The sequence below is a fragment of the Streptomyces europaeiscabiei genome, from assembly GCF_036346855.1.
Taxonomy (GTDB): domain Bacteria; phylum Actinomycetota; class Actinomycetes; order Streptomycetales; family Streptomycetaceae; genus Streptomyces; species Streptomyces europaeiscabiei.
In genome coordinates, this window is sequence record NZ_CP107841.1 from 10588786 (window position 1) to 10613644 (window position 24859).

Annotated in this window: 24 protein-coding genes and 1 pseudogene; 6 read left to right on the forward strand and 19 right to left on the reverse strand. The window is 69.0% G+C overall.

Annotated features, from left to right (window positions below):
- Positions 1-87 precede the first annotated feature (87 nt).
- Positions 88-303: a DUF2716 domain-containing protein gene (locus tag OG858_RS46065; protein ID WP_037691762.1), complete on the forward strand. Its 216-nt coding sequence runs from the start codon at positions 88-90 to the stop codon at positions 301-303.
- Between the two features lie 212 nt (positions 304-515).
- Here the strand turns inward: OG858_RS46065 and OG858_RS46070 are convergent.
- The 4 genes and pseudogenes from OG858_RS46070 to OG858_RS46085 all read right to left on the reverse strand — a co-directional run bounded on the left by OG858_RS46070 (position 516) and on the right by OG858_RS46085 (position 2829).
- A pseudogene (locus OG858_RS46070) lies at positions 516-1237 on the reverse strand (transposase).
- Positions 1238-1274: 37 nt separating this feature from the next.
- Positions 1275-1529 (reverse strand): DUF6332 family protein, encoded by a 255-nt coding sequence (locus OG858_RS46075; protein ID WP_327745705.1) that lies wholly within the window; start codon positions 1527-1529, stop codon positions 1275-1277.
- 342 nt (positions 1530-1871) lie between these two features.
- Positions 1872-2321 carry a hypothetical protein gene (locus tag OG858_RS46080; protein ID WP_319269293.1) on the reverse strand — a complete coding sequence of 150 codons (450 nt, stop codon included), beginning with the start codon at positions 2319-2321 and terminating at the stop codon, positions 1872-1874.
- A gap of 202 nt (positions 2322-2523) precedes the next feature.
- The gene (locus OG858_RS46085) at positions 2524-2829 is read right to left on the reverse strand and encodes a hypothetical protein (protein WP_319269296.1); all 306 of its coding nucleotides are present in this window, start codon (positions 2827-2829) and stop codon (positions 2524-2526) included.
- A gap of 171 nt (positions 2830-3000) precedes the next feature.
- Between OG858_RS46085 and OG858_RS46090 the strand changes: the two genes are divergently transcribed.
- The 3 genes from OG858_RS46090 to OG858_RS46100 all read left to right on the forward strand — a co-directional run bounded on the left by OG858_RS46090 (position 3001) and on the right by OG858_RS46100 (position 5274).
- On the forward strand, positions 3001-3225 hold the full coding sequence (locus OG858_RS46090) for a hypothetical protein (RefSeq protein WP_327725947.1): 225 nt from the start codon (positions 3001-3003) through the stop codon (positions 3223-3225).
- 88 nt (positions 3226-3313) lie between these two features.
- Positions 3314-3679 carry a hypothetical protein gene (locus OG858_RS46095; RefSeq protein WP_328543763.1) on the forward strand — a complete coding sequence of 122 codons (366 nt, stop codon included), beginning with the start codon at positions 3314-3316 and terminating at the stop codon, positions 3677-3679.
- Positions 3680-4125: 446 nt separating this feature from the next.
- Positions 4126-5274 (forward strand): pentapeptide repeat-containing protein, encoded by a 1149-nt coding sequence (locus tag OG858_RS46100; RefSeq protein ID WP_327725948.1) that lies wholly within the window; start codon positions 4126-4128, stop codon positions 5272-5274.
- Positions 5275-5821: 547 nt separating this feature from the next.
- On the opposite strand, the gene OG858_RS46105 is transcribed toward OG858_RS46100, so the two are convergent.
- The 3 genes from OG858_RS46105 to OG858_RS46115 form a co-directional block, all read right to left on the reverse strand.
- Complete coding sequence (locus OG858_RS46105) at positions 5822-6745, reverse strand: GNAT family N-acetyltransferase (RefSeq protein WP_319269328.1); 924 nt, start codon at positions 6743-6745, stop codon at positions 5822-5824.
- 337 nt (positions 6746-7082) lie between these two features.
- Positions 7083-7850 (reverse strand): IS21-like element helper ATPase IstB, encoded by a 768-nt coding sequence (gene istB, locus OG858_RS46110; RefSeq protein WP_455681703.1) that lies wholly within the window; start codon positions 7848-7850, stop codon positions 7083-7085.
- 36 nt (positions 7851-7886) lie between these two features.
- Positions 7887-8888, reverse strand: a complete 1002-nt coding sequence (locus tag OG858_RS46115; RefSeq protein WP_328543762.1) for a Mu transposase domain-containing protein — start codon at positions 8886-8888, stop codon at positions 7887-7889.
- A gap of 112 nt (positions 8889-9000) precedes the next feature.
- On the opposite strand from OG858_RS46115, the gene OG858_RS46120 reads away from it, so the two are divergent.
- Positions 9001-9390: a CPCC family cysteine-rich protein gene (locus tag OG858_RS46120; RefSeq protein ID WP_319269307.1), complete on the forward strand. Its 390-nt coding sequence runs from the start codon at positions 9001-9003 to the stop codon at positions 9388-9390.
- A gap of 5 nt (positions 9391-9395) precedes the next feature.
- Here OG858_RS46120 and OG858_RS46125 read toward each other — a convergent pair whose 3' ends face one another.
- From OG858_RS46125 to OG858_RS46160, 8 genes are all read right to left on the reverse strand, one after another.
- Positions 9396-11225: a tyrosine-type recombinase/integrase gene (locus OG858_RS46125; protein ID WP_319269310.1), complete on the reverse strand. Its 1830-nt coding sequence runs from the start codon at positions 11223-11225 to the stop codon at positions 9396-9398.
- Entirely contained in the window at positions 11225-12247 is a 1023-nt protein-coding gene (locus OG858_RS46130) for a tyrosine-type recombinase/integrase (RefSeq protein WP_319269312.1), read from the reverse strand. Before OG858_RS46130 ends, OG858_RS46125 begins: the two co-directional genes overlap by 1 nt.
- A gap of 183 nt (positions 12248-12430) precedes the next feature.
- Positions 12431-13027 (reverse strand): DinB family protein, encoded by a 597-nt coding sequence (locus tag OG858_RS46135; protein ID WP_319269315.1) that lies wholly within the window; start codon positions 13025-13027, stop codon positions 12431-12433.
- A gap of 81 nt (positions 13028-13108) precedes the next feature.
- The gene (locus tag OG858_RS46140; protein ID WP_328543761.1) at positions 13109-14683 is read right to left on the reverse strand and encodes a tyrosine-type recombinase/integrase; all 1575 of its coding nucleotides are present in this window, start codon (positions 14681-14683) and stop codon (positions 13109-13111) included.
- Positions 14684-14823: 140 nt separating this feature from the next.
- Positions 14824-15663 (reverse strand): IS5 family transposase, encoded by an 840-nt coding sequence (locus OG858_RS46145; RefSeq protein ID WP_327725950.1) that lies wholly within the window; start codon positions 15661-15663, stop codon positions 14824-14826.
- A 223-nt stretch (positions 15664-15886) separates the two neighbouring features.
- The gene (locus OG858_RS46150) at positions 15887-16651 is read right to left on the reverse strand and encodes an SDR family oxidoreductase (protein ID WP_319068620.1); all 765 of its coding nucleotides are present in this window, start codon (positions 16649-16651) and stop codon (positions 15887-15889) included.
- Positions 16652-16964: 313 nt separating this feature from the next.
- Positions 16965-17714: a ScbR family autoregulator-binding transcription factor gene (locus OG858_RS46155; protein WP_327723102.1), complete on the reverse strand. Its 750-nt coding sequence runs from the start codon at positions 17712-17714 to the stop codon at positions 16965-16967.
- Between the two features lie 252 nt (positions 17715-17966).
- Positions 17967-18974: a ScbA/BarX family gamma-butyrolactone biosynthesis protein gene (locus OG858_RS46160; protein ID WP_328543760.1), complete on the reverse strand. Its 1008-nt coding sequence runs from the start codon at positions 18972-18974 to the stop codon at positions 17967-17969.
- A 1010-nt stretch (positions 18975-19984) separates the two neighbouring features.
- Between OG858_RS46160 and OG858_RS46165 the strand changes: the two genes are divergently transcribed.
- Positions 19985-20620 (forward strand): ScbR family autoregulator-binding transcription factor, encoded by a 636-nt coding sequence (locus OG858_RS46165; RefSeq protein ID WP_319068623.1) that lies wholly within the window; start codon positions 19985-19987, stop codon positions 20618-20620.
- 802 nt (positions 20621-21422) lie between these two features.
- On the opposite strand, the gene epsC is transcribed toward OG858_RS46165, so the two are convergent.
- Genes epsC through OG858_RS46185 form a run of 4 tightly spaced genes read right to left on the reverse strand, consistent with a single transcriptional unit; the run spans position 21423 to position 24838 of the window.
- Positions 21423-22079 (reverse strand): serine O-acetyltransferase EpsC, encoded by a 657-nt coding sequence (gene epsC, locus OG858_RS46170; protein WP_319268876.1) that lies wholly within the window; start codon positions 22077-22079, stop codon positions 21423-21425.
- Complete coding sequence (locus OG858_RS46175) at positions 22076-23020, reverse strand: isopenicillin N synthase family dioxygenase (RefSeq protein WP_319268873.1); 945 nt, start codon at positions 23018-23020, stop codon at positions 22076-22078. Before OG858_RS46175 ends, epsC begins: the two co-directional genes overlap by 4 nt.
- A complete protein-coding gene (locus OG858_RS46180) occupies positions 23017-23715 on the reverse strand; it encodes a class I SAM-dependent methyltransferase (protein WP_327723099.1) in 699 nt (232 codons plus the stop codon). The genes OG858_RS46175 and OG858_RS46180 overlap by 4 nt, the downstream gene beginning before the upstream one ends.
- Positions 23699-24838, reverse strand: a complete 1140-nt coding sequence (locus tag OG858_RS46185; RefSeq protein WP_327742891.1) for a pyridoxal-phosphate dependent enzyme — start codon at positions 24836-24838, stop codon at positions 23699-23701. Before OG858_RS46185 ends, OG858_RS46180 begins: the two co-directional genes overlap by 17 nt.
- Positions 24839-24859: the final 21 nt, after the last annotated feature.

Consider the following 24859-nt stretch of genomic DNA (forward strand, 5'->3'; position numbering starts at 1 on the left):
CGCAGGCAGGGGAGTTGGAAGTGGGGACGGGCCACGGGAGCGGTGCCCTCCACGAGCGCATGGGGCAGGCCGACTGCAGCATGACGGATGACCAACGAGGCCCCGGAGCAGAGTGATCGAGACGTCCCGGGCAGCGCCATCGCCGACGATGAGTTCCAGTTCCTTGTCACCGCGGACGCCCGCCTCGGCACGTTCGCCCACTACGCCGAACAAGCCCTCGTCGTCTTCGGAGATGACCTCATCGAGCAGGTCGCCAATGACTTGGACCAACTGCTCGGCGACGGCGTCTGGACCTTCGGTTGAGCGATCAGATGACGCCCCGTCACCGATCTTTCGAGAATGTCCTGGATGAGCCGCATTCCGTGCCGTGAACCGGTGGAGTGCATCTCTGCAGAGACTGCGGTCGCGCTCGTTGTGCCAGCCCCGGCTATGTGTGCCTCATGTGCCTGCATGGCGATCATGGACTCAAGCTGCGGGACCGCCTCCGTAACCCCAGATGAGGTTAAGAAGTCATCTCAATTGGTGAGTCTGCGGTAGCAGATGAGGGTGCAGGCGATGCTGGTGAAGGCTAGGAAGTGCTCGGCCTTGCGTTCGTAGCGGCGGTGGAGCCGTCGGCAGTCGGCGAGCCAGGACATGGTGCGTTCGATGGTCCACCGGTGTCGTCCGAGCCGCTGTGAGGTCTCGATCCCTTTGTGGGCGATGCGGTGTCGGATACCGGGCTGTGCCAGCCATTGCCGCAAGTGGCGGTAGTCGTAGCCCTTGTCGCGGTGGAGCTTGGCGGGCTTGCGTCGGCGAGGTCCTCGGCGATACCGAATCGGAGGTATGTCTTTCACGAGCGGTATCAGGGCCTGACTGTCGTGGACGTTGGCGATTCGGACCTGTCAGGTCCCCCTTTTCAGGCCCGCATGTTCACCGAGTCGATCGCGCACCTCGACCAGTCCAGGTCACCGCGAGAGCCGAGTTCGTCGAGGACCAGGCGGTGGAGCTTGGCCCACACTCTGGCCTTCGTCCACTCGGTGAACCGGCGGTGGGCCGTCGCCCCGGACGGCCCGAACGACGCCGAGTGCAGCTGCTGCCACGTGCAGCCCGACGTCGCCACGAACACGATCGCCGCCGGCACCTCGCGGTCACCGTGGCGACGCCGGCCACCACCCTGCGGCCGCGATGGCGCTCCCGGAACCACGCGCTGGAATGACTGCCACAACTCATCCGGCACCAGCCGCTCAACGATTCCCACGCCGGGAGGCTACCGACCGCAAAGGTAAGGACCGTAGTCAGTGGCCCATTCGGCGCTGCTCGTCGAATCGAAGCAGCACCCTTACCAGACGCCACACTCCGGCCATCGCCCCGAGCAGCGCGCCCCCTGCCAACACGCCTTTCTCTGCCGAACCGGAGAGGCCAAGGATCAGGACGAGAGTCCAGGCGACGGCAAAGATCGCCCCAGCCAGCACAGTGGCAGTCACCAGGGCGAAAACGATCTCCACCGTCATTGCGTCCTTCTCCCACCGCGACTCACGCCCAATTTCCATGCCGCAAGTTTCCCATCGCGGCCAACCACCGCGCCTACGCCGACCGCCGACTCTCACGGGCGGCCATCCGCTACCACACTGAGCCGGTGAAGCCGGTCCTCGCTGTACCCAACGGCGGGCTGCCCGGGGCTGATCCGTACCGAACAGGCACCGCTTCTGACAACTGTTCCGGAGCCCATGCTTCGTGCGCCGGCCGCAGGCTGACGTTCCTGGCGTGCTGCGAAGAGCCAGTTCCGTCGGCCGCCGCGAGCGTGCCAGCTGTTCGCTGCGGCGGTACGGGGAGGCGAAGCGCCCGTCCTTCCTTGGTGGTGCCGGGGAAGGACGGGCTTCGGTATACAGGGCTCAGTCCTGGAGCTTCATGCCCTTGGGGGAGGTGAGGCCCTTGTCGGGGTGGGCGCGGAATGTTGCCGTCCAGACGGTGGGCAGGCAGGACGTCCCGTTGGGGTGCTGCTCGGCCAGCTTGGCTCGGCTGCTGTCCTCGACGACCTTGTGGCCGTTCTTCACGGAGGTCACGGTGAGCTGTACCGGCACGGTGGCGGCGCCGATGTCGTCGGGGAGTGGGATGGCCAGCGCGGCGAACGGGTCGTCGGGGCTGCCTGATGTCCGCTCCTCGCAGGTGCCGTCCACACACAGCCGGATCCGCGCCGCGTCCCGGATGCCGAAGTCGGCGGGCCGCCACACGGCGGCGACCTGTGAGTCCGCGTCGGCCTCGGTGCACGTGGTGGCCTGGCCCAGGAACGAGCATCCGGTCAGGGCAAGCGCCAGCAGGGGCGTGAGAAGGGCGCGGCGCATGTCAGGACCTCGCTACGGTGCCGGGGAAAGGGCTGTTGGCCAGTCTGATGATGATGAAGACCAGCCCGACGTGGGTCAACAACCCCGCATCTGTGCGCTCTGCGCCCAATTCGCCGACCTCGAGTCGCCGGACTGCTTCGCGGAGGGCCAGTGTGGGGCGGCGCGGGGGTGTGCGCTGATGTGCGAGGGATGGGCGGGCCGGCTATTCGCGCCGTGCGAAGTCCTCGAGGGCGGGTTGGTACCGGGTGACGTACGGGTGGCCGCTGTAGTCGACGGTCACGGTGTGCCGCAGGACTTCGTCGTCGGCGTCGTAGAAGACGTGCTCGATCTCCAGACAGGCCCGCTCGGTGGAGATGACGAAATCCTCCGCCTCCTGGCCGCTCACCTGCCGCGCCCGCGTGCCGGTGACCACCCGCACTGTCCCGGGCGGCGCACCCGGTGGCGGCTCGACAGTGCCGCCCAGCCGTCCCCGCTCCGCCCCGCCCTGCGTCTCGCCTCGTTCCGCCATGGCTGCCACCGTACTGAGCGCTCATCCCGAGGCACAGATGACAGACCACATCGCCTTGCGCAATGCGCACACCCTGCCCCTCTCTAGGCGTGCGCAATGCGCACACCCTTAGCGGATGGCCCCACTGACCGTGGAACCGCCCAACCACCGCCGCTGCCAAGGAGACTGACCATGGGGATGTTCAAGAACAAGGAAGAGGCCCTGCGGATGGCCGACCACCTCATCGAGGCGACGCGGCCGGAGACCGAGCGGATCATCGCGAAGGCCCGCAGCGACCGGGAGAGCACGCCCACCACGACCCACGACAGCGGAACGAACTCCACCACCGTCATCAACGGCGACCACCAGGGCATCACCGGCGGCGTCCACCACGGCGACCTGAACTTCGGCCGCTGAGCCGACTCCCGCCCACGGTCTTGGCCCCTGCAGATCCGGCGAATTCCAGGGGCCGCACCCCTATCCAGCAAGGAAAGCGCTCGGGTCCGTGCACGTTACGAAGACCAGCGGCCACACCGCAGAGCTCACCTGGGACCCCAAGAGCGACGACCCCCAGGGCTGCTTGGCGACAGCCATCGAGGGCGACCAACTCGCCTACGCGCTCGAGGCCCTCGGCGATCCCGACGACGTGGGACTGAAGGGGGCATCGCCGGAGAGCGCACTGCAGGCCGCAGTATGCACGGCCCAGCTGGCAGTACTGCTGGAACGGCGCTCCGCCCTGCAGGTCGTCCGGCTCCGTGACGTTCACAAGCTCTCGTGGCGGCGAATCGCCGCGGCGATCCTCGACGACCCCGAGAAGCAGTCGTCGGTCCGGCGGATGTACGACTCCGGCCGCCGCAACCTGCCCCACTGATCACCACCTGGCAACAACGACGCACCGCCCAGGGAAGGAGAGCACCATGTCCGAGCAGACGTCACCCGAGGTGATGGAGGCCCTGCGGCAGGCGGCCTTGCAGCAGGAGGAAGCCTCGCGACAGCTGGCCGAGCAAATTGCGCGGCTGGCCGAGGAGGGCAAGTAGCCGCCCTGAGCCCCGCCAACCCGAACCCCCGGCCACACGCCGGGGGTTCGCCGTGGGACGGCTTCAGAGCCTGTTTTTCGATCCGAAGATCGCCACTGGAGGGGGATAGCCCTCAGCGGTCTGTCCGGCGGTGCCAGCCATCTGGTGCGCGTGCTGTAGGTACGCCACGCTGGTTCAGCAGCAGGACCAGGGGAGGGCATGATGAGGTTGTTTGCTTGCCTCTATGAACGTGCGGTCGGCTCCGTGATGGCCGATGGGCCGTCTTGCCGGAGGATCGAGCTTGACCGCGGCTGAGCGAAATTCGAACCTGACGCCGCGCGGTGCCATGCGCTGGCCATTGGGACTGCATATCGCTGTCGTACTGGTGCTGGCCGTAGCCGCAGTGATCACCGTCTTGGGACTACTGTGGCTGATGCTCGGGGCGCCCCAGGTTCAGGTGTCTGGACCGCTGAGGCCCGGTGATACATATGACGCCATCAAGATCGCACTGGCTGTTGTTGCGGGTGTCGGCGGGGTCGTGGCACTCGTGGTCGCCTATCGGCGCCAGCATCTGAGTGAAGCGACCGATTTCCGCGAGCATGACAAGGCGCTGATCGAACGGTTCGGCGCCGCCGCCGAACAACTCGGGACAGACCAGCCAGCTGTACGCATGGCAGGCGCCTATGCCATGGCACGGCTCGCCGATGAATGGCCGCAGGAACGCCAGATGTGCATCGACGTACTGTGCGGCTACCTGAGAATGCCGCATGCTCCCGATCCGCCGACCGACGATCAGGCGCTGGCGTCGTGGCAGCGCGAGCGAGAGGTGCGCGTAACTGTCCTGAGGCTCATTGCCGCCCACCTGCGCGACGGTGCGCCCGCATCCTGGCAGGGCCACGATCTCGACTTCACGGGCGCCGTCCTTGTTGAAGCTGACTTCCGTGGCGCCCGCTTCACTGGCGGTGACATCCTCTTCGTCAAGGCCCTCTTCGCTGGCGACGGAACGGACCAGATCATCTTCGATGAGGCCAACTTCGCCGAAGACAGCCACGTCTATTTCCGGCTCGCCGAATTCCGCAGCGGCACCGTCCGCTTCAACCGTGCCACCTTCAGCGGCGGCTGGGTCACCTTTGACCATGCCCGCTTCACCGGTGGTCGCGTGACCTTCCGGGACGCTTCCTTCACAGCGGGCGAAGTCCCTTTCGAGGGAGCTGAGTTCTCCGACGGCATCGTCGACTTCACCGGCGCGACCTTTACCGGCAGCGCCGTAAACTTCGGTGAACGCCACCTCTCTTCCATTTATCGCACGGTGCCGCCCGCTCACTTCAGCGGTGGCACCGTCGACTTGTCCCAGGTAGCCGACCTCAGGCACCCCCCGAAATTCGGCCTGCAGGTGACGCCCTCTGGGCTGCGACTTCCCTCGGGCACCAGCATTTCTGACCTGCCTTGAGCTCGTCCTTGCCCGACGGCGGTCCTGAGAACCGTCTCTCAGCGCGTACGAGATGCCCACCCTGGCCGACTGCGACCGGCGGTCCTTGTAACCGACCCTGCCGCAGCCTCGCATGGGGCGTCTGGAGCCCGGCGAGAGCTGGCAGGCGCGAGCCTTGCCATCACGTCGCTGCCAGCTCTGCCACCGCTTCCAGCGACGATGCCTGTCGATGTTGAGGAACTCTTAGGAACGCTGGTTGCAGACCTCACCGTCCTTCTTGACGGCTCGGCAGTACTCGGCGTGGTCCTTGCACCGGTCCCCATGGCTATGACCGAGTGTCTTGGCCCCAAGGGAACGAGTCCTCTGGCCCCTCTTGGTGATCTTCGCCCCGTGGCGTGACCGAGTGAGTTGGCCCCACCCTGTGCTCGGTTGGCAGAACGGTCAGAGCAGGATGGGTGTTAGCGCGTGTGGTCGGCTGGCAATGTGGCGCCCGTTTGAAGGGCTTTCTCCGGATGCGGCCGAGCTGGGGTGGGGAGGCCGTTTGCGGCCTCCCCACCCGATGTCTGGATCAGTTCCAGGTCATGTTGATCGTGCGTTCGAAATTGACGTATCCGACGCGCTGGAAGGCGTTCGCCATGGGAATGTTGCCAAGATCTGTGGCCGCCCGGATGCGCGGAACGTCCTGCGCGATGAGGATGCGAGTGCCTTCGGCAAGGATCTCGTCGATGTAGCCGTTGCCCCGGTGCGCGGGGAGTACGGCGAGGTAGCCGATGATGGGGTTGTAGTCGTTGCGGGCAGGGGTGACGAACCCCACCGGTTCGCCGTCTGGCAGCGTCGCGATCCGCCACCATTCCCGAGGACTCCGGTAGTGCGCGAGTTCGTCCTCATAGTGCCTGGCCGCCGCCTCGCGGGCGGACATCCGGGTCAGGTCGTCCCTGCTGTGCGCGTCCAGCGTCCCGTCCAGGACCCGAGTCATCAGGGTGAGGATTTCCTCGGTGTCGCGGACCGGCCGGAACGCCAGGCGCCCGCTTGGCTCGGGGAGTGGCGTCCCGGGACGCCACTCCAGACGTAGCCGTTCGACGAACAGGCGGGCGCCGGTCCGTTCCAGGGCAGCCATGCGGTCCTCGACGACGCGCCGGGTCACCCCGCCCTCGCGCCAATCGGGTGGGACGAAGCGGCTGTACTCCGGTGGACGGGTGTCTGCCGGCACAACTTCGGCTGTGGCGGTCTGCAGCAGCCGCGCGCCGATGTCCACGCGGTCGCGATCCGCGCTGCTGTCGTCGATGTCGAGAATGTCCAAGAGGAATGGTGTGGCGTCTCCGGTCCGGCACCACCAGGCGGCCCTGGCCACCAGACGGTCGCCGCGCAGGGCGACCCACATCCATTCCGGCCGACGGCGGCCGGCGGCGAGGTCGTCCGCGAGTTCCTCGTTGAGGACGTAGGGAAGTCGGGAGAAGAGGTTGAGTTCGTCGCGCCCGGTGATCGGGCGCATGGTCAGGTCGTTCTGTTCCACGGTCAAGGCACGCTCCGGTGAAGGCGCCTGTCCGCTCCGGGGTTCAGACGCGGTCTGCGCCCCGGGAGGACACAAGCGCAGTGATCATGGGGATCATGGGCTTATCCCTCCTTTTCGGTGTCGTGGCCCCTCGGTCCTGTCGACAGGGGTCCGGCCGCAAGATCTATCCAATCGCCGTCGCCTGCGCAAACCTATTTTGCGATCACCGGCCCGAGCCCGCTGGCAGCGCCGGGCATGGTGCAGTGTCGGGCGGCATGAGCCGAGCGTCATGCTTCCCTGGCCATCACGGTCTCGTGAAGGGGCCAGGGTTTGTTCGTCAAACCGGTCGTTGTTGCTGGGCAGCTTTGGTGTGAGCAAGGCGGTAGGAGTCGCTGCCGGTCTCGATGATGTTGCCGCCGAAGGTGAGGCGGTCCACGATGGCCGCGCAGAGCCGAGGGTCGGTGAACGTCTTGGTCCACGAGGAGAAGGACTCGTTGGAGGCGATCGCCATGCTGTTCTTTTCCTCCCGCTCGGTCAGCACCTGGAACAGCAGCTCGGCGCCGCGCCGGTCAAGCTCCATATAGCCCAGCTCATCAATACAGAGAAGATCGACCCGTCCGTAGCCGGCGATGGTCTTCGTCAGCAGCTTCTCGTCAGCGGCCTCGACCAACTCGTTGACCAGCTTGGTCGCCAGCACGTACTTGACCCGAAAGCCGGCCATCGCGGCCTCCGTGCCCAGCGCGATCAGCAGGTGCGACTTGCCGGTCCCCGAGTCGCCGATCAGACACAGCGGCAGCCCCTTGCGGACCCAGTCGCAGGAGGCCAGGGTGTGGATGGCAGCCGGGTCGATGGCGGAGTTCGCGGCGAAGTCGAACGTGCGAAGCGCCTTCTCGCGGGGGAAACCCGCGGCCTTGATCCGGCGCTCGGAGCGGCGGCGGTTGCGGTCGTCGCACTCGGCCATCAGCAACTCGGCCAGGAACCCGCGGTAGGTCATCTGGTCGCGGGCCGCGGCGTCGGCGAGCTCGGAGAACTGGCTCCGCATGGTGGGCAGACGCAGGTTGCGGCAGGCCGCGTCGATTGCCGCGTCGGCGGCGGGTTCGGTCAGACCCCGGGGACGGGTGGGCTCATGGCGGGGACTCCCTTAGCTGGTGGGGCGCTCGGCCGATGGCCGGGTGTGACGAAGGAGTTGGTCGTAGGCTGCCACCGAGGGCAGCGGCCTGGGGTCCGGGGGAAGTGCGGCCATCCTGCGCGCGGTCAGCGACACCACCGGAGAGACGATATAGCCCGGCACCGTGTCCGGGCCCGCCTCGGCGGGAGTTTCACGTTCGGCGGCCAGGCGGGCTTCCAGGGCCACCGCGTCCGAGGTCAAAGCGCCGGCCCGTAGAGCGGCGGCGATCCCGGCGACGATGTGGTCGTGGCTCATGTGCCGGTGCAGCAGCAGAACCTCGATCAGCGCACGGGTGCCCGCCGCGTCGCCGTGTGCGCGGCGGGCGGTTTCCCACCAGGCGTCGTGCACGGGGGTGAACTTCCCGGCCGCGCGGGCCTGGTCCAGTGCGGTCGCCCCGGGCAGCGCGCCGGGTTTACGCAGGAGTCCTTCCAGGTAGTGGTCCAGGTCCAGGCGGCTCCCACCGCGTGTGACGAGGCGCTCGTGCCGGGCGACTTCGGCACGGCCGTCGTAGACCACCACCTCGGAGGCGTGCAGCAGGACCCGGACCTGACGGCCGATCAACCGTACCGGCACCGAGTAGTGGTTCTGCCGCACGGTGACCTGCGCGTAGCGGTCCACCCTCGGGGTCAGCAGCCGCCCGGTCTCGAAGTGGTCTTCCGGCAGCGGCTGCAGCAGGGGTTTTTCGATGGCGAAGTACTCGCCGACGGTGCGCGGGCGCTCGCCGATCCGGCGCTGGTCGTCCTGCCGGTCCCACTCATCGATTTGTGCGTTGAGCTCGGCCAGGGTGGCGATGTCGGGAACGGGGACCAAGTGGTTGCGGCGGAAGCGGCCCACTTCACCTTCGACGCCGCCCTTCTCATGGGCGCCGTCGATGCCCGGTTGGCAGTAGAAGGCATCCAGGCCAGCCCAGGAGCGGAACGCAGTCCAGCGGTCGGTCTCGACCCGGGCCCGGGTGAAGCCGAGCACCCGGGCCACCGCGGAGGTGAGGTTGTCGTAGCGGACCTTGCCCCTGGGGACGCCTCTAATATGCGGGTCTCGATGTCAAGGCCGTGAAACTCACTGGGGCGTCAAGATGTGGTGAGGCAAGATGACGGCCGTGATCCACTACCCCTGCGTGTGCTGCGGCCATCTAACTCTGGGTGAGCCACCCGGATCCTTTGAAATCTGTTCGGTTTGTTTCTGGGAGGACGATCGCGTGCAGCTGCGTTGGCCTGACTGGGCTGGCGGAGCGAACCGGACGTCGTTGATCGAGGCCCAGGCGAACTTCAAGGAGTTCGGGGCCTCCGAGCAACGATTCGTGACCAAGGTCCGGCCGCCTCGGGACGACGAGCCGCTGGATCAGAATTGGCGCCCCATCGACCCGGACCGGGACCACTTCGAACCTCGCGGCAGGCAGGAGGCACCGTGGCCCGTCGACTGCACGGTCCTGTACTGGTGGCGCCATCGCGATACCGGATTCTGGCGCCGCAGCAGCTGAGGCGGTCAGCTGGCCTGCTCGTCAAGGCGGGTCAGTAGCCCGTCGAAGATCTGCTCGCGTGCGACCTGACCCTTGGCCACCGCGTCGTCCCGCTGGCGCTCGAGGGTGGGGCGGAACTCGATCGTGGTGACGAAGAACGTGCACGACTCGCAGATCGACTCGAAGTGGCAGTCCATCTCGACCGGGCGCGCGCAGTAGCCGTTGCCGAGCATCCGACGGTGCATTTCCCGGCGGAGCTTGCCCATCTCCGAACCCTCGGCGTCGGCCGGCAGTTGGCGCGGAGCGTCGTAGAGGGCCTCGACCTTCTCCGAGACGGCGAAGTACTCATCCGCGACCGTCCGGTCGGCGATCCGCGCGTAAACACGCGTCATGGACAACGACCGGTGACCGAGCAGTGCGGCGATGGCCTCCAGGGACATGCCTCGGTTGATCGCCTGGGTGGCCAGAGTGTGTCTGAGCTGGTGTGGGGTGACCCGGCCCAGACCGGCCCGCTCTGCGGCCCTGCGGACGGCCGTCTCGATGCGAGATGCGTTGATCGGACGGCCGTGATCGGTGAACAGCAGGTTCGAACGCAGGCCCTCGGGCCGGTGCAGCAGCCAGTCATCCAGCAGCATCTTCAGCTGTGGATGCAAGGGGACGTAACGGTCGGTGTGCATCTTGCCAACCGGGACGCGAAGCCAGTAGGCGGAGCCGATCTGCACCACCGCGTCGACGGTGAGGCCGAGCATTTCGCTGCGGCGCATCCCGGTGCGAGCAAGGATCTCGATCGCGAGCCGGGCGAACGGATCAGTGTCCCGGCGGGCTGCGGCCAGCAACTTGGCGGCTGCGGCGTCGTCGAGGAATCGGGGCAGCGGCTCGTCCGCGATCGGAAAGTCGCTGTCGAATACCAGCTGGCGGGGCGGCCGGTCGGCGGCGTCCCACTCGTCCAGGCGGCGGAAGAAGCCGCGCAGTTTGCTCAGCCGGTCGCGGACGGTATGCCGGTGCAGCGGACCGCCGCGCGCGGCCGGCCGCTCCAGCAGCCATTGCCGATAGCGTTCGACGTGCCGACGCTTGAACTGGGCGACACACGTCACCGCCGGGTCTTCGGCGGCCACCAGCAGAGCGAACTCCCGCAGCGTCAGCTCGGCGTTCTTCACCGTGCCCGGCCGCAGCGTCCCCGCGATCTGCTTCAGGTAGTGCTGCATCGTGGACGCCATCGTGGGTGCGACGCGTGACCATTCGGCGGCGCGGATGTCGGCTCGATCCGGGTGACGTCGGCGCGGGAGCTGGTCGGACAACTCGCAGTGGAAGAGCGTCGCCTCGAGGTTGAACAGAGACGTCGACAGGGCCTTGACCCCGCGATTGGGAATGCGACGGGCTGCCTCCAGCAGCAGATCGCGGCCCTGGTCCCAGTCTGTCTGCTGCAACTCGTGCGGCTGCTTGCCGAAGAGGGCAACGAAGTGGCCCAGCAGATTGAACTGGGACATGGCCAGATAGTCGCGGAAGCCGAGTGTCCGGGCCGTCTCCATGAACCGAAGGTGCAGTTCCGGCTCCGTTCTGGCCAGCACGATGCCCAGCCGTGGGCGCCGCGCGACCAGGTAGTCCGCGCCGGGCTGCAGACGTCCGGTGACCGCGAGCCAGCTGATGAATCGGTGCGTCTCATGGTTGAACGAGAGTTGCCGCTCGATCGGAAGGCGGCAGAAGTCCTCCAGATCGGGCACTGCGGCGAGCAGGGCGCGAGCCCTCCAGCGGACCTTGTGGTCGGTGTTCATTCCCTGCCCGGCCCGGTGGGCGAGGTAGTACTCGACGAGGTCCGGTCGCACGATCGGCAGGGCCGCGGCTCTGGCCCGGCGCATCAGGACTCCGCCCTGTCTGCGTCGATGGCGGCGCTTGCCTGGAGATATTGCTCGGCGAGCCAGCTGTTCGCCAGGTGGATGTAGATCCGGGTTGATTCGATGGAACGGTGCCCGGCCTGGGCCTGCACTGCTTCCAGGGCCATGCCCGCCTCCCGCAGCCGGGTCAGGCAGGTGTGACGGAGCTGGTGGCAGGTCAGCCGCGGCAGTCCTGTCCGCCTCCGGACGCCGTCGAGAATTTCGTCCAGACCGTCGGAGGACAGAGGTCGGCCCCGGGTCGGCCCCCGCAGCACAACGAACAGCTGATCGTGATCGACGGCAGGTCGCTCCTGGTCCAGGTAGTCCCCGACGGCGGTGAAGAAGTGCGCAGAGATCGGTATCAGGCGTTGATGCCCGCCCTTGCCTTCGTTGATGAAGACTCGACGTTCGCCTGGCGAGAGGTCTCCCAGCCGCAGGCCGAGTACTTCGCAGCGGCGCAGGCCGCCCAGCAGCATCGCGAGCACCATGGCCCGGTCCCGTGCAGTGTTCACCGCGCCAAGCACTGCTTCGACCTCAGCCGGTCCGAGGATGCGCGGGAGGGTTCGGGGCGTGCGCAGCAGCGGTGTCCCGCGGTTGCCGCTGCGGCGACGGTTGGCCAGCCCCGTCGGCACCGGGTTGCGATCAATGGCGAGGTCGTCGCGGGTCATGAGGTAGCCGAACAGCCCGGAGATGCTGGCGAGTCGGCGCTTGATGGTCCGAGCCGAGAGTCCCGCTTCACCGTCTTCGAGCCGGACAACCTTCGGCCCTCGCCGCGGCTTCTTCTGCGCGGTGATGAACGCGAAGATGTCGGCGGTGACGACGTCGACCGGCTCCTTGGGCACCGCCGAGAAGAAGACCTTCAGGTCGTAGGCGGTGGCCAGCAGTGTGTTCGGCCGACAGCGTGCCGCCACGAACTCCAGGTAGTCGTCGACCAGGGCGTGCCCGAGCGACGCCGCGGGATTGCCGGCGCCATCGACACGTCGTACCAACTGCGGCTGCCAGGCCATCCGAGCTCCTCGACGGGAGCGACCATCCTGACCGGGAACACGAGATCGCGGAAGAGTTGTCACCCACATAACCTCCCAGCACCTGGAAGGCGTGGAGGTGGCCCTCGAAGAAGGCTTCCTGCCCTTGCGATGCCGAGACGTTTCTCTGTACTACCGAGGATGAACGCGCGGCGTCGTGAAGGGCTAGCGTTCCTGGCCGAGTTCAGTGACGAAGGCTTTAGCGGCTCGTTCGATCTTCGCGCGCTGGGCTTTCAGGAAGGCCGCGTCGTGCCGCGGAGTCGCGTACTGGGCTGACGTCCCCGTCGAGCCGTCGATCTGTTCGCGCAGGATGTCGGCGTGTCCTGCGTGCCGGCTGGTCTCGGTGAGCATGTGGACCAGGATGTTGAACAGCTTCACGTTGGGGCGGGGCCACCAGGGCACGTGGCCAGGGGAGTCGATGGCGAGGGCGGTGATCGTCGCGTCTGAGTGCTCCCAGACGCGACGGTAGCGGTCGGTGATCTCCTCGCGCGTCTCGTGCTCGGTCGCCCACAGGTCGGCGCCGCGCTCCCCGGCGTCGTCCCACCGGGGCAGAAGCTCGGGGAACGGTCGGTTGAAGACCTCGCCGAAGTACCTGGCCTCCCAGATCGACAGGTGCTTGACCAGGCCGAGAAGGTTGGTGCCCGTCGAAGTCAGAGGCCGGCGGATGTCATACTCGCCGAGCCCGTCGAGCTTCCAGAGCATCGTCTTGCGTATCTCTCGCAGATCGCTGTGCAGGTAGTCTTTCGCGAAATCATCGATCATGGCGTACGAGACTGTCACGCGCCGCCGGTGTGCTCAACGTGCGACCGGCACTCCCTGGGTGGTACGTCCTGATAACGGCCGTCAGCTGAGAGCACCGGTTCCTCCCTCTCCGTGTTCGGCATGCCAGCGCAGGCGGTCGGCCTGCTTCTTCTTCTCGGCGATGTGCCGCAGGCTCTCCTGCAGTCCGGCGACCTCGCCCAGCCACTGCATCCGATGGGCCTCTTGGAGCCGTTCGCGGTTGTTGGCCTCGATCTCCAGCAGCCGGGGCTCCTGGGCCAGGTCCAGCCGGAGCATGGGGCACCTGACACAGGCGTTTTCATGCTGGCAAGGGGTCCCGTAGGGCCGGTCGCAGGTGCCGAGCGCGACCTTGCGCAGGCTGAAGTGGTCACGGAAGTCCTGCCACTCGGTGTCGCTGGGCTCGCGGTACTCCTCGCTGGGACGGTGCGTTCGGCGCTGGTCGACGAACTGCCGGTAGCGGCGGATCACTTCCTCGGGATAAACAGCGACGTAAGCCTGAGTGGTGTTGAGATCAAGATGGCCAAGAAGCTTCGCGGCAATGTGGATCGGCAGGCCGCCGTTGACGGTCTCTGTCGAGAAGATTCTGCGGAAGTCGTGCGGCGTGAACCTCAGCGGTGTCCCGTCGACATCGACGATGCCGGCCCGCAGCGCGAGCTCGGTGAGGAACTCGCGGATCCGGTTGGGGGAGATGACCTGCAGCCGGTGCTGGGAAGGACATTGGAACAGGTGCGGCATCGGTGGGCCGAAGACCCGCTCGTAGCCGTCGTACCGGGTCAGCAGCGGCACTCGCTCGCCGGTGCCCTTGATGCGGCGAATGACCCGGGCGAGCACCGCGACCAGGTCCGGGTCGGCGGAGATGACGCGCTCACGGTCGGTCTTGGACGGGCTGATCTGCAACAGCGGCACTGTCTCCCCAGTCGGCGCCTGGTACTGACGCAGACTCAGGTGGGTGAGCTCCAGCAGTTCCTCGATCCTGGCCCCGGTGCGTCGCAGAACCTCGATGCTCGCCCAGGTCCAGAACGCGTTGTTCTCCTCGCATTCGGCATCGAACCGCGGCCCCGGTTCACCGACGGGGGCGAGGAACAGCGCGGTGGGACGCCAATGGCTGCCGTCCCTGCCGGTGCGTCGATACTGCGAGCCCTCAACGGTGAAATCCTCACCAGGCTTCGCGGAGCGGGCTGCCCGCAGCAGCAGCGTGGCACGTTGCAGCCGGGCCTCGGCAGCGCGGACGAGCTGCGGCAGGACGGGGACCAGGGTGCGGGTGCGCTGCTGCATCCGCGCCCGCCGGTGGCGGGTCTCCTTGATGTAGCCGCGGATGTCGGCCTCGCTGATCGGGCAGGGTGCCGCCCAGGCCGCCCAGCGGGCAGGGTCCTCCATCGACCACTGCGAGAGGTCCAGGTAGAAGGAGCGGACGGCCAGGAACACAGCGTGGGCGGTGAGGCGCGGTCGCCCGTCCGGCAGGACCCGGACGCGTTGCTTCCATGCCTGGGCGACCTCGTCGGGCAGGTTGAGCGAGGAATTCGTGGGGTGGTGGCGTTGCAGGTCGCCCCAGAACAGGTCGGCCAGCATCTGGGCGTGGTTGACCAGGGAGCCGTAGTCCAGGACGGCGGATCGCTCGGCGAGGTAGTGGACGAGCACGTCGCGGACCGCGCGGTTGGCGATCGGATGGCGGTCGATCAGCTCGGCGGGGGTGAGCTGGCCGCGGGCCTGGGCCTCACGCAGGGTCGGTGGCGAGTCCTTCAGAGGGCGTTTGAAGTGGGCAGATTGCCGTTTACGCCCTAGTACGTTCCTCGCCAGGTGGGTGTCGTCTCGTCCGTTATGCGCCTGGCGAGGTTGTCGATCGAGGCGATGTGGATCATGGTCTTGGAGCTGGCGGTGAGGGTCTCGTAGTCGCGGGCGAGGCGGCGGTGCATCATGATCCAGCCGATACTCCGCTCCACCACCCAGCGCCTTTTCACGACCTGAAAGCCGCGGCTCTCCGGATTCCGGTTGACGACTTCGACGTCGATTCCGAGGGTGGCGCCGTGCTCGACGACGGCATTCTTGAAGCCGGTGTCGACCCAGCTCTTCGAGATGGTCGGGTACATCTCCTTCGCCTGGTCGAGGAGGCGGATTCCCAGGGCGTTCTCCGAGAGGCCGGCGGCGGTGACGGTCACGGCGAGGATGAGTCCGATCGTGTCGGTGAGGATGCCCCGCTTTCGGCCCATGATCTTCTTCGCGGCGTCCGTTCCCTGGCTGGTCACGGGCATGTTGGTGGAAGTCTTCACGCTCTGCGTGTCGATCACGGATGCGGTCGGCTCGGGCTTGCGCCCCTCTTTTACTCGCGCCAGTCCGGTCAGGTCGTAGTTGAGCTGGGCGAAGATTCCTTCGTCGCGCCAGGCGGCGTAGTAGGCGTAAACGGTGCCGTGGTTCGGGAAGTCGTGCGGGAGGTATTTCCAGGGAATTCCGGTGCGGTTCACGTAGAGGATGGCGTTGAGGACGTCCCGTAAATCGACCTTGGCCGGCTGTCCGGTTGGTCTGCGGTCGAGTCGGGCCTTCCTCCAGGCCGTCAACGTCGGCTTGATCAGGGCCCATCGGGCGTCGGACAGGTCGCTGGGGTACGGCTTGCGCTCGCTCACGGCGTAGCGTGATCACGTGCGAGGCGGAGGGCTCGGTTCCGTCGCTCGCTGGGCGATTCCATGGCAACTTCAAACCAGACGGACTTCCAGGCATGGAAGTGAACGAGACGGATGGCTGAGCATCCGCCCTGGAGACCATCATTCGCCGCCTATGGGATGAAGGCCCCCAAAGCAGGGCAGGGGCGAGAGTCATATTTAGGGCTTGACCTGTATAAACGCCCTCTCAGAGGTGGGTGCCGCCGCTGGCGTCGAGGTGTTGGCCGGTGATCCAGCGGGATGCGTCGGAGGCGAGGAAGGCGGTGATGTCGGCGATGTCGTCGGGTTGGCCGATGCGGTTGTGGGTGGAGTGGGTGGCGAGGTGGGCGGCGGTTTGGGGGGTTTGTCGTTTGTGTTTGTTCATGTCGGTTTCGATGTATCCGGGGTTGATGGTGTTGACGGTGATGTTGCGGGGGCCGAGTTCTTTGGCGAGGGCGAGGGTGAGGGTGTTGAGGGCTCCTTTGGTCATGGAGTAGATGAGGGATTCGGGGTAGGCGATGCGGGTGGCTGCGGAGGAGATGTTGATGATGCGGCCGCCGTCGCGGAGGTTTTTCAGGCCTCGTTGGACGAGGAAGAGGGGGGATCTGGTGTTGACGGCGAAGAGGCGGTCGAAGAGTTCGGGGGTGACGTCGTGGATGCGGGCGGATCCGCTGATGGCCGCGTTGTTGACGAGGATGTCTAGTTCGGGTCCTTTGTGCTGTCTGGCGAGGGTGTCTTCCATGTGGGTGTAGAGGGTTTCGATGTCGCCGGGCACGCCGAGTTCGGCGTGGACGGCGAAGGCTTGTCCGCCGTCCTGGGTGATGAGTTTCAGGGTGTGCTGTGCGGCTTGTTCGTTGCTGCCGTAGTGCACGGCGGTCAGGGCTCCTTCGCGGGCCAGCCGGCGGGCGATGGCCCGGCCGATCCCGCGGCTGGCTCCGGTGACCAGTGCCGTCTTCCCGGTCAGTGTTCCCATGCCCCTGTTCCCCCGTCGTCGGTCGGTGCCGCCGGGTGTGCTGCGGCGGTGTGTGTCTGGCGGTGTTCACCGGCGGGTCGGGATGCTTTTGCGCCGGTGGTGTGCGTCGTTGGCCTCAAAAAAAGGGGGGCGTCTTGCGGGCTGCGGTCAGGTGCGGGCGCGGCCCGCAGGACGCCCGCAGGATGCCCACGGGGTCCGCAGGACGCCCATGAGGGCCCCGCAGGATGCCCGGGGGGCCCGCGGGCATCCTGCGGGGCCTGTGGGGGGTGGGTGTTGCGGGGTGAGGTGCGGGGCCGGCTGTGTGCCGGCTGTGTCAGTCCGCCGTTGCTGCCGCCGTTGCTGCCGCTGCCGCCGCTGCCGTTGCTGGTGCTGGTGCTGGTGCTGGTGCTGGTGTCTGGTTGTGCTGTTGTGTGGGTTGTTCTTTGAGGAGTCGGGTGGCTTCGTGGTAGACGGTTGCTCCGCGGGTGGTGGAGAGGTGGAGTGAGGCGATGGTGGAGGGTTGGGCGAGGCTGGGCAGGAGGTGGCGTAGGAGTTCGCTGGCGCGTGTCATGAGGTCTTGGTAGTCGCTGATGGCCTGGGACATGGATTGGATGCCGGCGAAGGAGCCGACGATCACGTCTGCGGTCCGGGCGGGTTCGACGTGGGGCAGGAGTTCGCCCTGGGTCTGGGCTTTTTCCAGGAGTTCCCGTACGAGGGAGCTCCAGCGCAGGAAGGGGCCGGTGCGGTCCAGGCCGGTGGCCATCTGGTCCATGGCCAGGCGCACGCTGGCGCGGACCATGGGGTCGGTCTGCAGCCGGTGGGAGTGCAGCATGACGACGTCTACGAGTTCCTGGAGTTTGCCGGGCCGGTGGGGGACGGTGAACTGGCTGTCCTGTGCGTCGAGGACGCCCAGTGCCAGTTCCTCTTTGGACCTGAAGTGGAAGTACAGGGCTCCTTTGGTCACTCCGGCTGTGGTGAGGATCTGGGAGATGGTCGCGGCCTGGTATCCGTGGTCCTCGAAGACTTTGGCTGCTGCCAGGAGAATGGTCCGGCGTGTGCGGATGGCTCGGTCCTGCTTGGCCATACGGCCTCCATGTGTCGTGCGGCTGGCACGCGTTCCAGCTCTTCAAAAAAACCGCCCAGTTTGTATATTACCGTGAGGTGGCCGGGGGTGGCCGGTCCGTTGCTGCCGGGTGGGGGCAGGTGGTGTCCGGGCCGGGCGGGTGGGGCCGCGCCGGTGGCCGTGGGAGGGGGCGGTCCCGTGGGGTGTGTCTGCGGGGGGCCGGAGGGGTGCGGTGTGCCGCTGACGGGCGGGAGGCCTGGGGTGGCCCGTGTCTCAGGGGGTGGGCGGTGCTGCGGTCACCGTGCACCGGAACACGCTCTGGCCGTCCTGGTGGCCGCTGACCAGTACGGACCTGCCGGGGCCGGGGCCGGGGCCGGGGGAGGTGGCGGGGGCGGGGTGTGCCTCGATGATGCAGGGTGTGTCGAGTTCGGCGTAGCGCTGGAAGCTGGCGGTGAGGGACTGGGGGACGAAGGGGCGGCCCAGGACGGTGGCCGTGGCCTGGCGGGCGGCCTCCATGAGCACCATGCCGGGCACGTGGTCGACCGGGTGGTCGAAGAGCACGGGGTGGCGGCTGTCGACCCTCAGCTGCCAGCGGTGTTTTTCGGTGAGGGGGGAGAGCACGACGTCCATGGGGGACATCCGTCCGACGCTCTGCGGTGCGACCGGGGCGGTGAGCAGGGGTCTGGCGCACTCGCCGGCGGGCGGGCGGTGGGCGCGCACGCGGCGGTAGACGGCCGGGGACATGCAGGAGAAGGAGGCGCCGGCGGTGGCGACGGGCCGGCCGTCGCGCCGGATCGCGGCCTCGTAGCGCAGGCCTGCCAGGCTGCGGCCGCGCCGCTTGATCTGCGGGCAGCTGATGTCCAGTTCCAGGGAGGCGGGCGCGCCGCCGACGAGGAGGTGTTCGGGGCGCACGTCGACGGCGAGGTCCCACATCAGGAAGTGGTGGCCGAGCGGGACACCGAATTCGGCATGTGCCAGGAGTGCGCCGGCCTGGCGGACGGTCTCGGCCGCGATGAGCGGGTCGTGGCAGCCTTCGAGGGGGGTGAAGAAGCTGTGCCCGCGGGGCCACTGGGCGCTCACCGTGAAGCGGGCCTGCCCGGTGCGTTCCCAGTCGGTGAGCATGACCTCGGCGACGCTGGCGCGGTGGACGAACTCCTTGGGGACCGTGGTGGTCAGGGACGGGTAGCGCATGACGCCGGTCCCGGCCGGTGCCGGGGTGTCCGAAGCGGTGGGCGAAGTGCTGGGTATCGCGCGTTCTGTGCGGAACGTGATCGCAGACATGTCTGATCCCCTTGAGCCGCCATGGCGTGCACTGATGAGTGGTGGTCCCTCGAGCAAGCAAGAAGATACATACCAACCGGTTTAATTTCTAGCGGTATCGCGCAGTCCGCCGGGGCGGGATGCGGAGCAGGCTGCTCCAGATCCGCCACCGGTCCTCGCTCCGCCCGGGGAGTGCTGTCCGACCTGCGGATATCACCCGGTTCCGGGCGGTGGGGCGTGCGTGCCTTCCGTGGGTGCAGGGAGGCTGTGCCCGCCGGTCCGCCCCGGGGCGGCAGGCCTCGAACGCCCTCGTGAGCGCGGTGCGGAGGGCGGGTGGTGGTGAGCGGGCGGGCCCCGGGGGGACGGCCTGCCCCCGCCCGCGGCGCCCGCCCGCCCGGCGTGCGGGAGCCGCGTGCGGGGGCGGCGGGGGAGGGGGCGGGGGAGGGCGGGAAGATCGCGGCATCCGGCGCCGCGCGGACGGCAGCCCGCGCGGCGCCGGATGCCGCCGGCGTGGCCGGGCGCCTCCCGGACCTCTTTCACCGGCCATACAGAGACCGCGTGTGCGGTTTGTTATGGTGGTGTTTCATGGGCCTGAGACGGGACCTCCCCGGCCTTCTTCCAGGAGGGGGCCTGGCATGGCAACGACGGACGCCCGGGATCCGGCGCAGCCGGATCCCCCCGGCCTGCACCCGCACGGGGGGTGCACCCACACACGCGGGGGTGCACCCACACGGGGGGGCATTCACACGCGGGGGTGCATCCATGCGCGGGGGTGCATTCACGTGCTCGGCGCGGCCACGTGTCCGGCGCACCCGGGTGTGCCGGCACGGACGTCCGCCGCCGGCCCGGTCCGGGCCGGGGGGCGGACGTGTGTGCCGTGTCTGTGCCGTGGCCCGTGGCGTTGTTGTTCCTGTCATCGGCCCGTGGCCGGGACCCGGTTGGGGTCCTCGCCGGCTCCCTCACCCTGCCGCGCACGCCGGTCGGTCCGCCTGCCGAGAACGAACAACCCTTCGCAATGACGGAGCACCTCGATGGTCAAACAGGAACGCGCGCTGCGCACGCGCGAGGCACTGATCAAGTCTGCCGCGGTCGTCTTCGACCGGGACGGTTTCAGCGTGGCCTCGCTCACCGTGATCAGCCGTCAGGCCGGTGTGAGCAACGGGGCGCTGCACTTCCACTTCGCCACCAAGGCCGCCCTGGCGGGCGCGGTCGAGGACGCGGCCGCGCACCGGCTCGGCCGGATCACCCTGCGGGAGGAAGAGGCGGCGGGCAGTGCCCTGCAGCTGCTGGTGGACGCCACTCACGACCTGGCGCGCGGGCTCCATGACGATGTGGTCCTGCGGACCGGGTTCGAGCTGAGCGGCGATCACGTCTACGTGGCGAAGCGGGATCTGAGGCACCAGTGGCGTCAGTGGGTCGAGAAAACGCTCCGGCGCGCCGACGCGGAAGGGGCCCTGCACGAGACGATGACGCCGGAGGACGCGGTGATCACCCTCGTGGCGGCGACCACGGGCCTGGAGGTGCTGGGGGCGCAGGATCCCGTATGGCTCTCGTGCCGGACCCTCACCCGGTTCTGGCAGCTGCTGCTGCCACGGCTCGCCTCCGCGTCGGCGCTCGGACGGCTCACCGCGGAAGGACACGGCGCCACGGCCGCGCGGGATCACTGAGGGCTGCCGCTTCCCGGAGTGCCGGCGGGCGGCTGGAGTGCATGCTGTGGCCTGTCCGGCGGAGGCGGGCCTGGCGGGGCGTGCGTGCGGCTGCGCGGATTGCTGAGGGCTGCCGTTTCCCGGAGTGCCGGCGGGCGGCTGGAGTGCATGCTGTGGCCTGTCCGGCGGAGGCGGGCCTGGCGGGGCGTGCGGTGTGCATGGGTGCGCGGATTGCTGAGGGCTGCCGTTTCCCGGAGTGCCGGCGGGCGGCTGGAGTGCATGCTGTGGCCTGTCCGGCGGAGGCGGGCCTGGCGGGGCGTGCGTGCGGCTGCGCGGATTGCTGAGGGCTGCCGTTTCCCGGAGTGCCGGCGGGCGTCTGGAGTGCATGCTGTGGCCTGTCCGGCGGAGGCGGGCCTGGCGGGGCGTGCGTGCGGTGCTCATGGCGCCGTGGGGTGCCCGGACGTCGGCGGCCCGGCGGGCCGTTGATCTGATGGGTCGCCGGGAAACCGGGGCGCGGCGCCCGGGACCGTCCCCGTCTCAGAAATGGTTCCGTCCACCGGGTCACCGGCCTCCGGGAAGGCCCCCTCGCACAGCACCCCGCCCCCGCCCGGCATCGCCCCGACCCCCGCTGTCGGAGCCGGCACCGCCCCCATCCCACCCCCCCTCGGCGTCGGTCCCCTGGGCCGCGCCTTCGGCCGCGGCTTCGGCCGGGCCCTGGCCGTGCCTTCGGCCGGGCCCTGGGATCTGCCCGCACTCTCGTCCTCGGCGTCGGTGGGACGTGGTTGGAGGCGGGTGGGGGTGGCGGTGTTGTGTGCGGTCCGGTTCACCGTTCTTCTGCGGCGGGTTCGGGGGCCGGGTGTCCTGGGGCCGGGCCGCCGGTGTGCGGTGGCCGGTGGTGCGTGCAGTGTGGCGCGGGGCTGAGGGTGGGGCTGAGGGCGGGGTTGTGGGTGGGGTTGTGGGTGGTGGGGGCCGGCAGGGTGCGCAGGACGAGGCCGTGGGCGGTGATCCGGCAGTCGTCGCCGACGGTGACCGGTCCCAGGACGGACGCGCCGGTGCCGATCATCACCCGGTCGCCGATGACCGGGTGACGGCGCCGGCCGGGGCCGCTGTCGTGCAGCCAGCCCCTGGAACCGAGCGTGACGCCGTGATACAGCGTCACGTCGTCACCGACGACGGCTGTTTCGCCGATGACGACGCCGAATCCGTGGTCGATGAACGCGCGCCGGCCGATACACGCTCCGGCGTGGATCTCCATGCCGGTCAGCAGGCGTGCCAGCCGGGTCAGGGCCGCGGCGCTGAAGCGGTGTCCGTGCCGGTGGAGGCGGTGTGCGAGGCGGTGCAGGGCCAGGCCCTGCCAGCCGGCGTGCAGCAGCGCCTGGCCCCGGCCCGGGCAGGACGGGTCGCGCTCGAGGACCGCCTGCAGGTCCTCCCTGATCAGCTCCAGCAGTGTGGGGGTGATCCGGGAGGCGGAGCGGCTCATCGGGCGGGCGCCGCGGCGCCCGCCGGGCCCAGCCGCCCGATCCGGTACATGGTGCGCTGGAACAGCTCGTCCGCGGTGAGGGTGGCGAACCGCTGCGGGCTGTCCTCGGTGCCCGGCAGCCGCAGCGGGGTGAGGGCGGTCCAGGGTGCGGGGTGGCAGAACTGCACGATGGACAGGCGGCCCTGGCGTGCACCGGGCGGGGCCACCACCCGGTGCACGGCGGCGCGCGCCAGCCCGCCGGTGAGCCGTTCCAGGACCATGCCCACGTTGACGACGGCATACCCCGGTGGTGCCTGGACGGCCAGCCACTCACCGTCGAGCTGCACCTGCAGGCCTGCCGCGCTGGCCCGGGGCAGTGTGGTGATCAGGTCGAAGTCCTGGTGCTGCGCCGCCCACACATGCTGCTGGGAGGGGGCCTGCTGCATCGGCGGGTACCAGGCGGCCCGGTTGACGGCGGGGCCGTCCTGCAGCATGTCGCTGAAGTAGTCGGGGTGGACGCCCAGCGCGCCGGCCAGGGCTTCCACCACCTCGTGCTGGAAGCGCAGCATGCGGGTGTGCAGTTCACGCAGTGCCGAGCCGATGCCGGGCACCAGGTGGTCGGGGAAGTAGGGGTCGGGGTAGCGGGCGGGGTAGCGCACGCGCAGCGGGTGCCCGGCGGGCAGCGCGGCCCCCCAGTGGAAGAGCTCCTTGAAGTCCGCCACCGGGCCTTTCTCGGCGTGTTCGGCCAGCGGCGGGGTGTAGCCGGACTGGCCGTTGCTGCCCGGCACCCGGCAGGTCCTCTTCTGCTCGGGCGTCAGGGCGAAGAAGGCGGACAGGAATCCGTACGCCTCGTCCAGCAGGGACTCCGCGACGGTGTTGCGGACGAGGAAGACCCCGTCGTGCAGTGCGCCGCGCAGGTGGAGGCGGCCCTGGGGCCGTCCCAGGTCGATTTCCTTGATCATGTCGGGTCCCCTTCACATCGGGACGGGGCCGGTTGCCGGTCTTTGCGGAATGCCAGCGCCAGGTAGGCCAGCCGGTGGCCCCGGTAGGAGAAGTCACGGTCGATCACCAGGCGGCCTTTCGGGGTGAGCCCGGCGCCGGTGTACAGGCCGGTGACGGCCTCTTCGGTCAGCCACCAGTTGAGCCGGCCGTCGTCCAGGGGCAGTTCGGTGACGGTGCCGTCGGGGCTGAGGAATACGCTGACGACGAGGACTCCGCCGGTGCGCAGCAGGCCGGCGCCGTGGGCGGCCCAGGCCTGCCAGTCGGCGCGCCGCTGGTGGTGCAGACAGCCGTTGTCCACCACGAGGTCCAACCGGGCGCCGGTGAAGTCCAGGAAGTCGCCCTGGCAGAAACGGACCAGGCCCCGGGCGGGCGGAGGTGCGTCCCAGACGTCCAGCAGGTCCAGGCCGGTGCTGTCGGCGTCCAGGTGTTCGGTCAGGGCCGTGATCTGCCGGCCGCGGCCGCAGCCGACGTCCAGGACCTTCGGGCGGCGGCCGGTGACGGCCGGTGCCTGTTCCGCGGCGAAGCGGGTGATCGCGTCGCTGGTGCCGGCGCCGGTCCAGGAGTCGCGCCGGCGGCGGTACCAGTGGCTGAAGGAGCCGGCGACGGTGCGGCGGTAGGCGGCGTAGCCGCGCGGTGTCTCAGTGGCCTGCGGCATGGTCCCATTCCTCCGTGGTTCCCCGGCCTGCGGCGACGGCCACGGCGTGCCCGCCGCGCAGGTCCTCGTCGATGACGCGGGACGCGCTGAGCCAGGCGCCCGCCGCGCTGCTGCAGACGGCGATCTGCTGGGTGCGGCGCAGCAGGCCCATGGCCTTGAGCGCCTGCGGGTAGGAGACGCCGGCGAAGGCGAAGCCGTCCTCGTAGGGGGCCAGCAGCGGCTGCCGCAGGCCGTGCCCCAGGCCCCCGGTGCCGCTCATACGGCGGGTGCCGTCCGGTGCGCGGCTGTCGCCGTAGGGGGCCTCGGCGGGGAACACGGCCAGGGCGCGGCAGCCCGGCCAGCGCCAACGCAACGCCTGTGCCGTGCCGACGAGAGTGCCGGCGGAACCCACCGAGGCCGCCAGCACGGCGGGCCGTATCCCTTCCCGGGCGAGCCGGGCGACGATCTCGGCGCCGGTCTGTTCGCGGTGCACGGCGACCGCTTCGGGCGCGCAGTGCTGCAGCAGCAGGTGGCGTTCCTCGCGTTCGGCGATGCGCGCCGCCTCGTCCATCGCTCCGAGGAATCCTGTGCCCCGGGGCGCGTGGGTGACCTGTGCGCCGTACCGGCGCAGGGCGCCCGTCAGGCGCTCGGGCGAGCCGTACGGCACGGCCAGGTGCACATCGAGGCCGAGCAGCGCGCACATCTCGGCCAGGGCCAGGGCCAGGGAGCCGCCGGAGTACTCGGCGAGGCGGACCGCGGGGGTGCCGGCCCGGGCAACAGCCGCGCACAGCAGCGCGTAGGCGGTACGGGCCTTGACGGTGCCGGTGAGGTTGGCGGCCTCCGCCTTCAGCCACACCGTGCCCCGCCCGCCCCGGCTGGGCACCGCCACCAGCGGCGTGGCGCCCAGGGCGGACCGGATCGAGGCCAGGCGGGGCAGCAGCAGGTGGGCCCGGCGCTCCAGCGGCGCGAACGGCGCTTCCAGCGCGGCGCGGTCGGGACACCGGGCCCGCAGCGCCCGCCCGATGTACCGGTAGCCCACCGGCACCCCCGCCACCGGCACCCCCGCCACGGGTGCGGCTGCCGGCGGTGGGGTGGTCACGGGTGCGGCTGCCGGCGGTGCGGCTGCCGGCGGTGCGGCGGTCATCGGTGGGGTGGTCACGGGTGC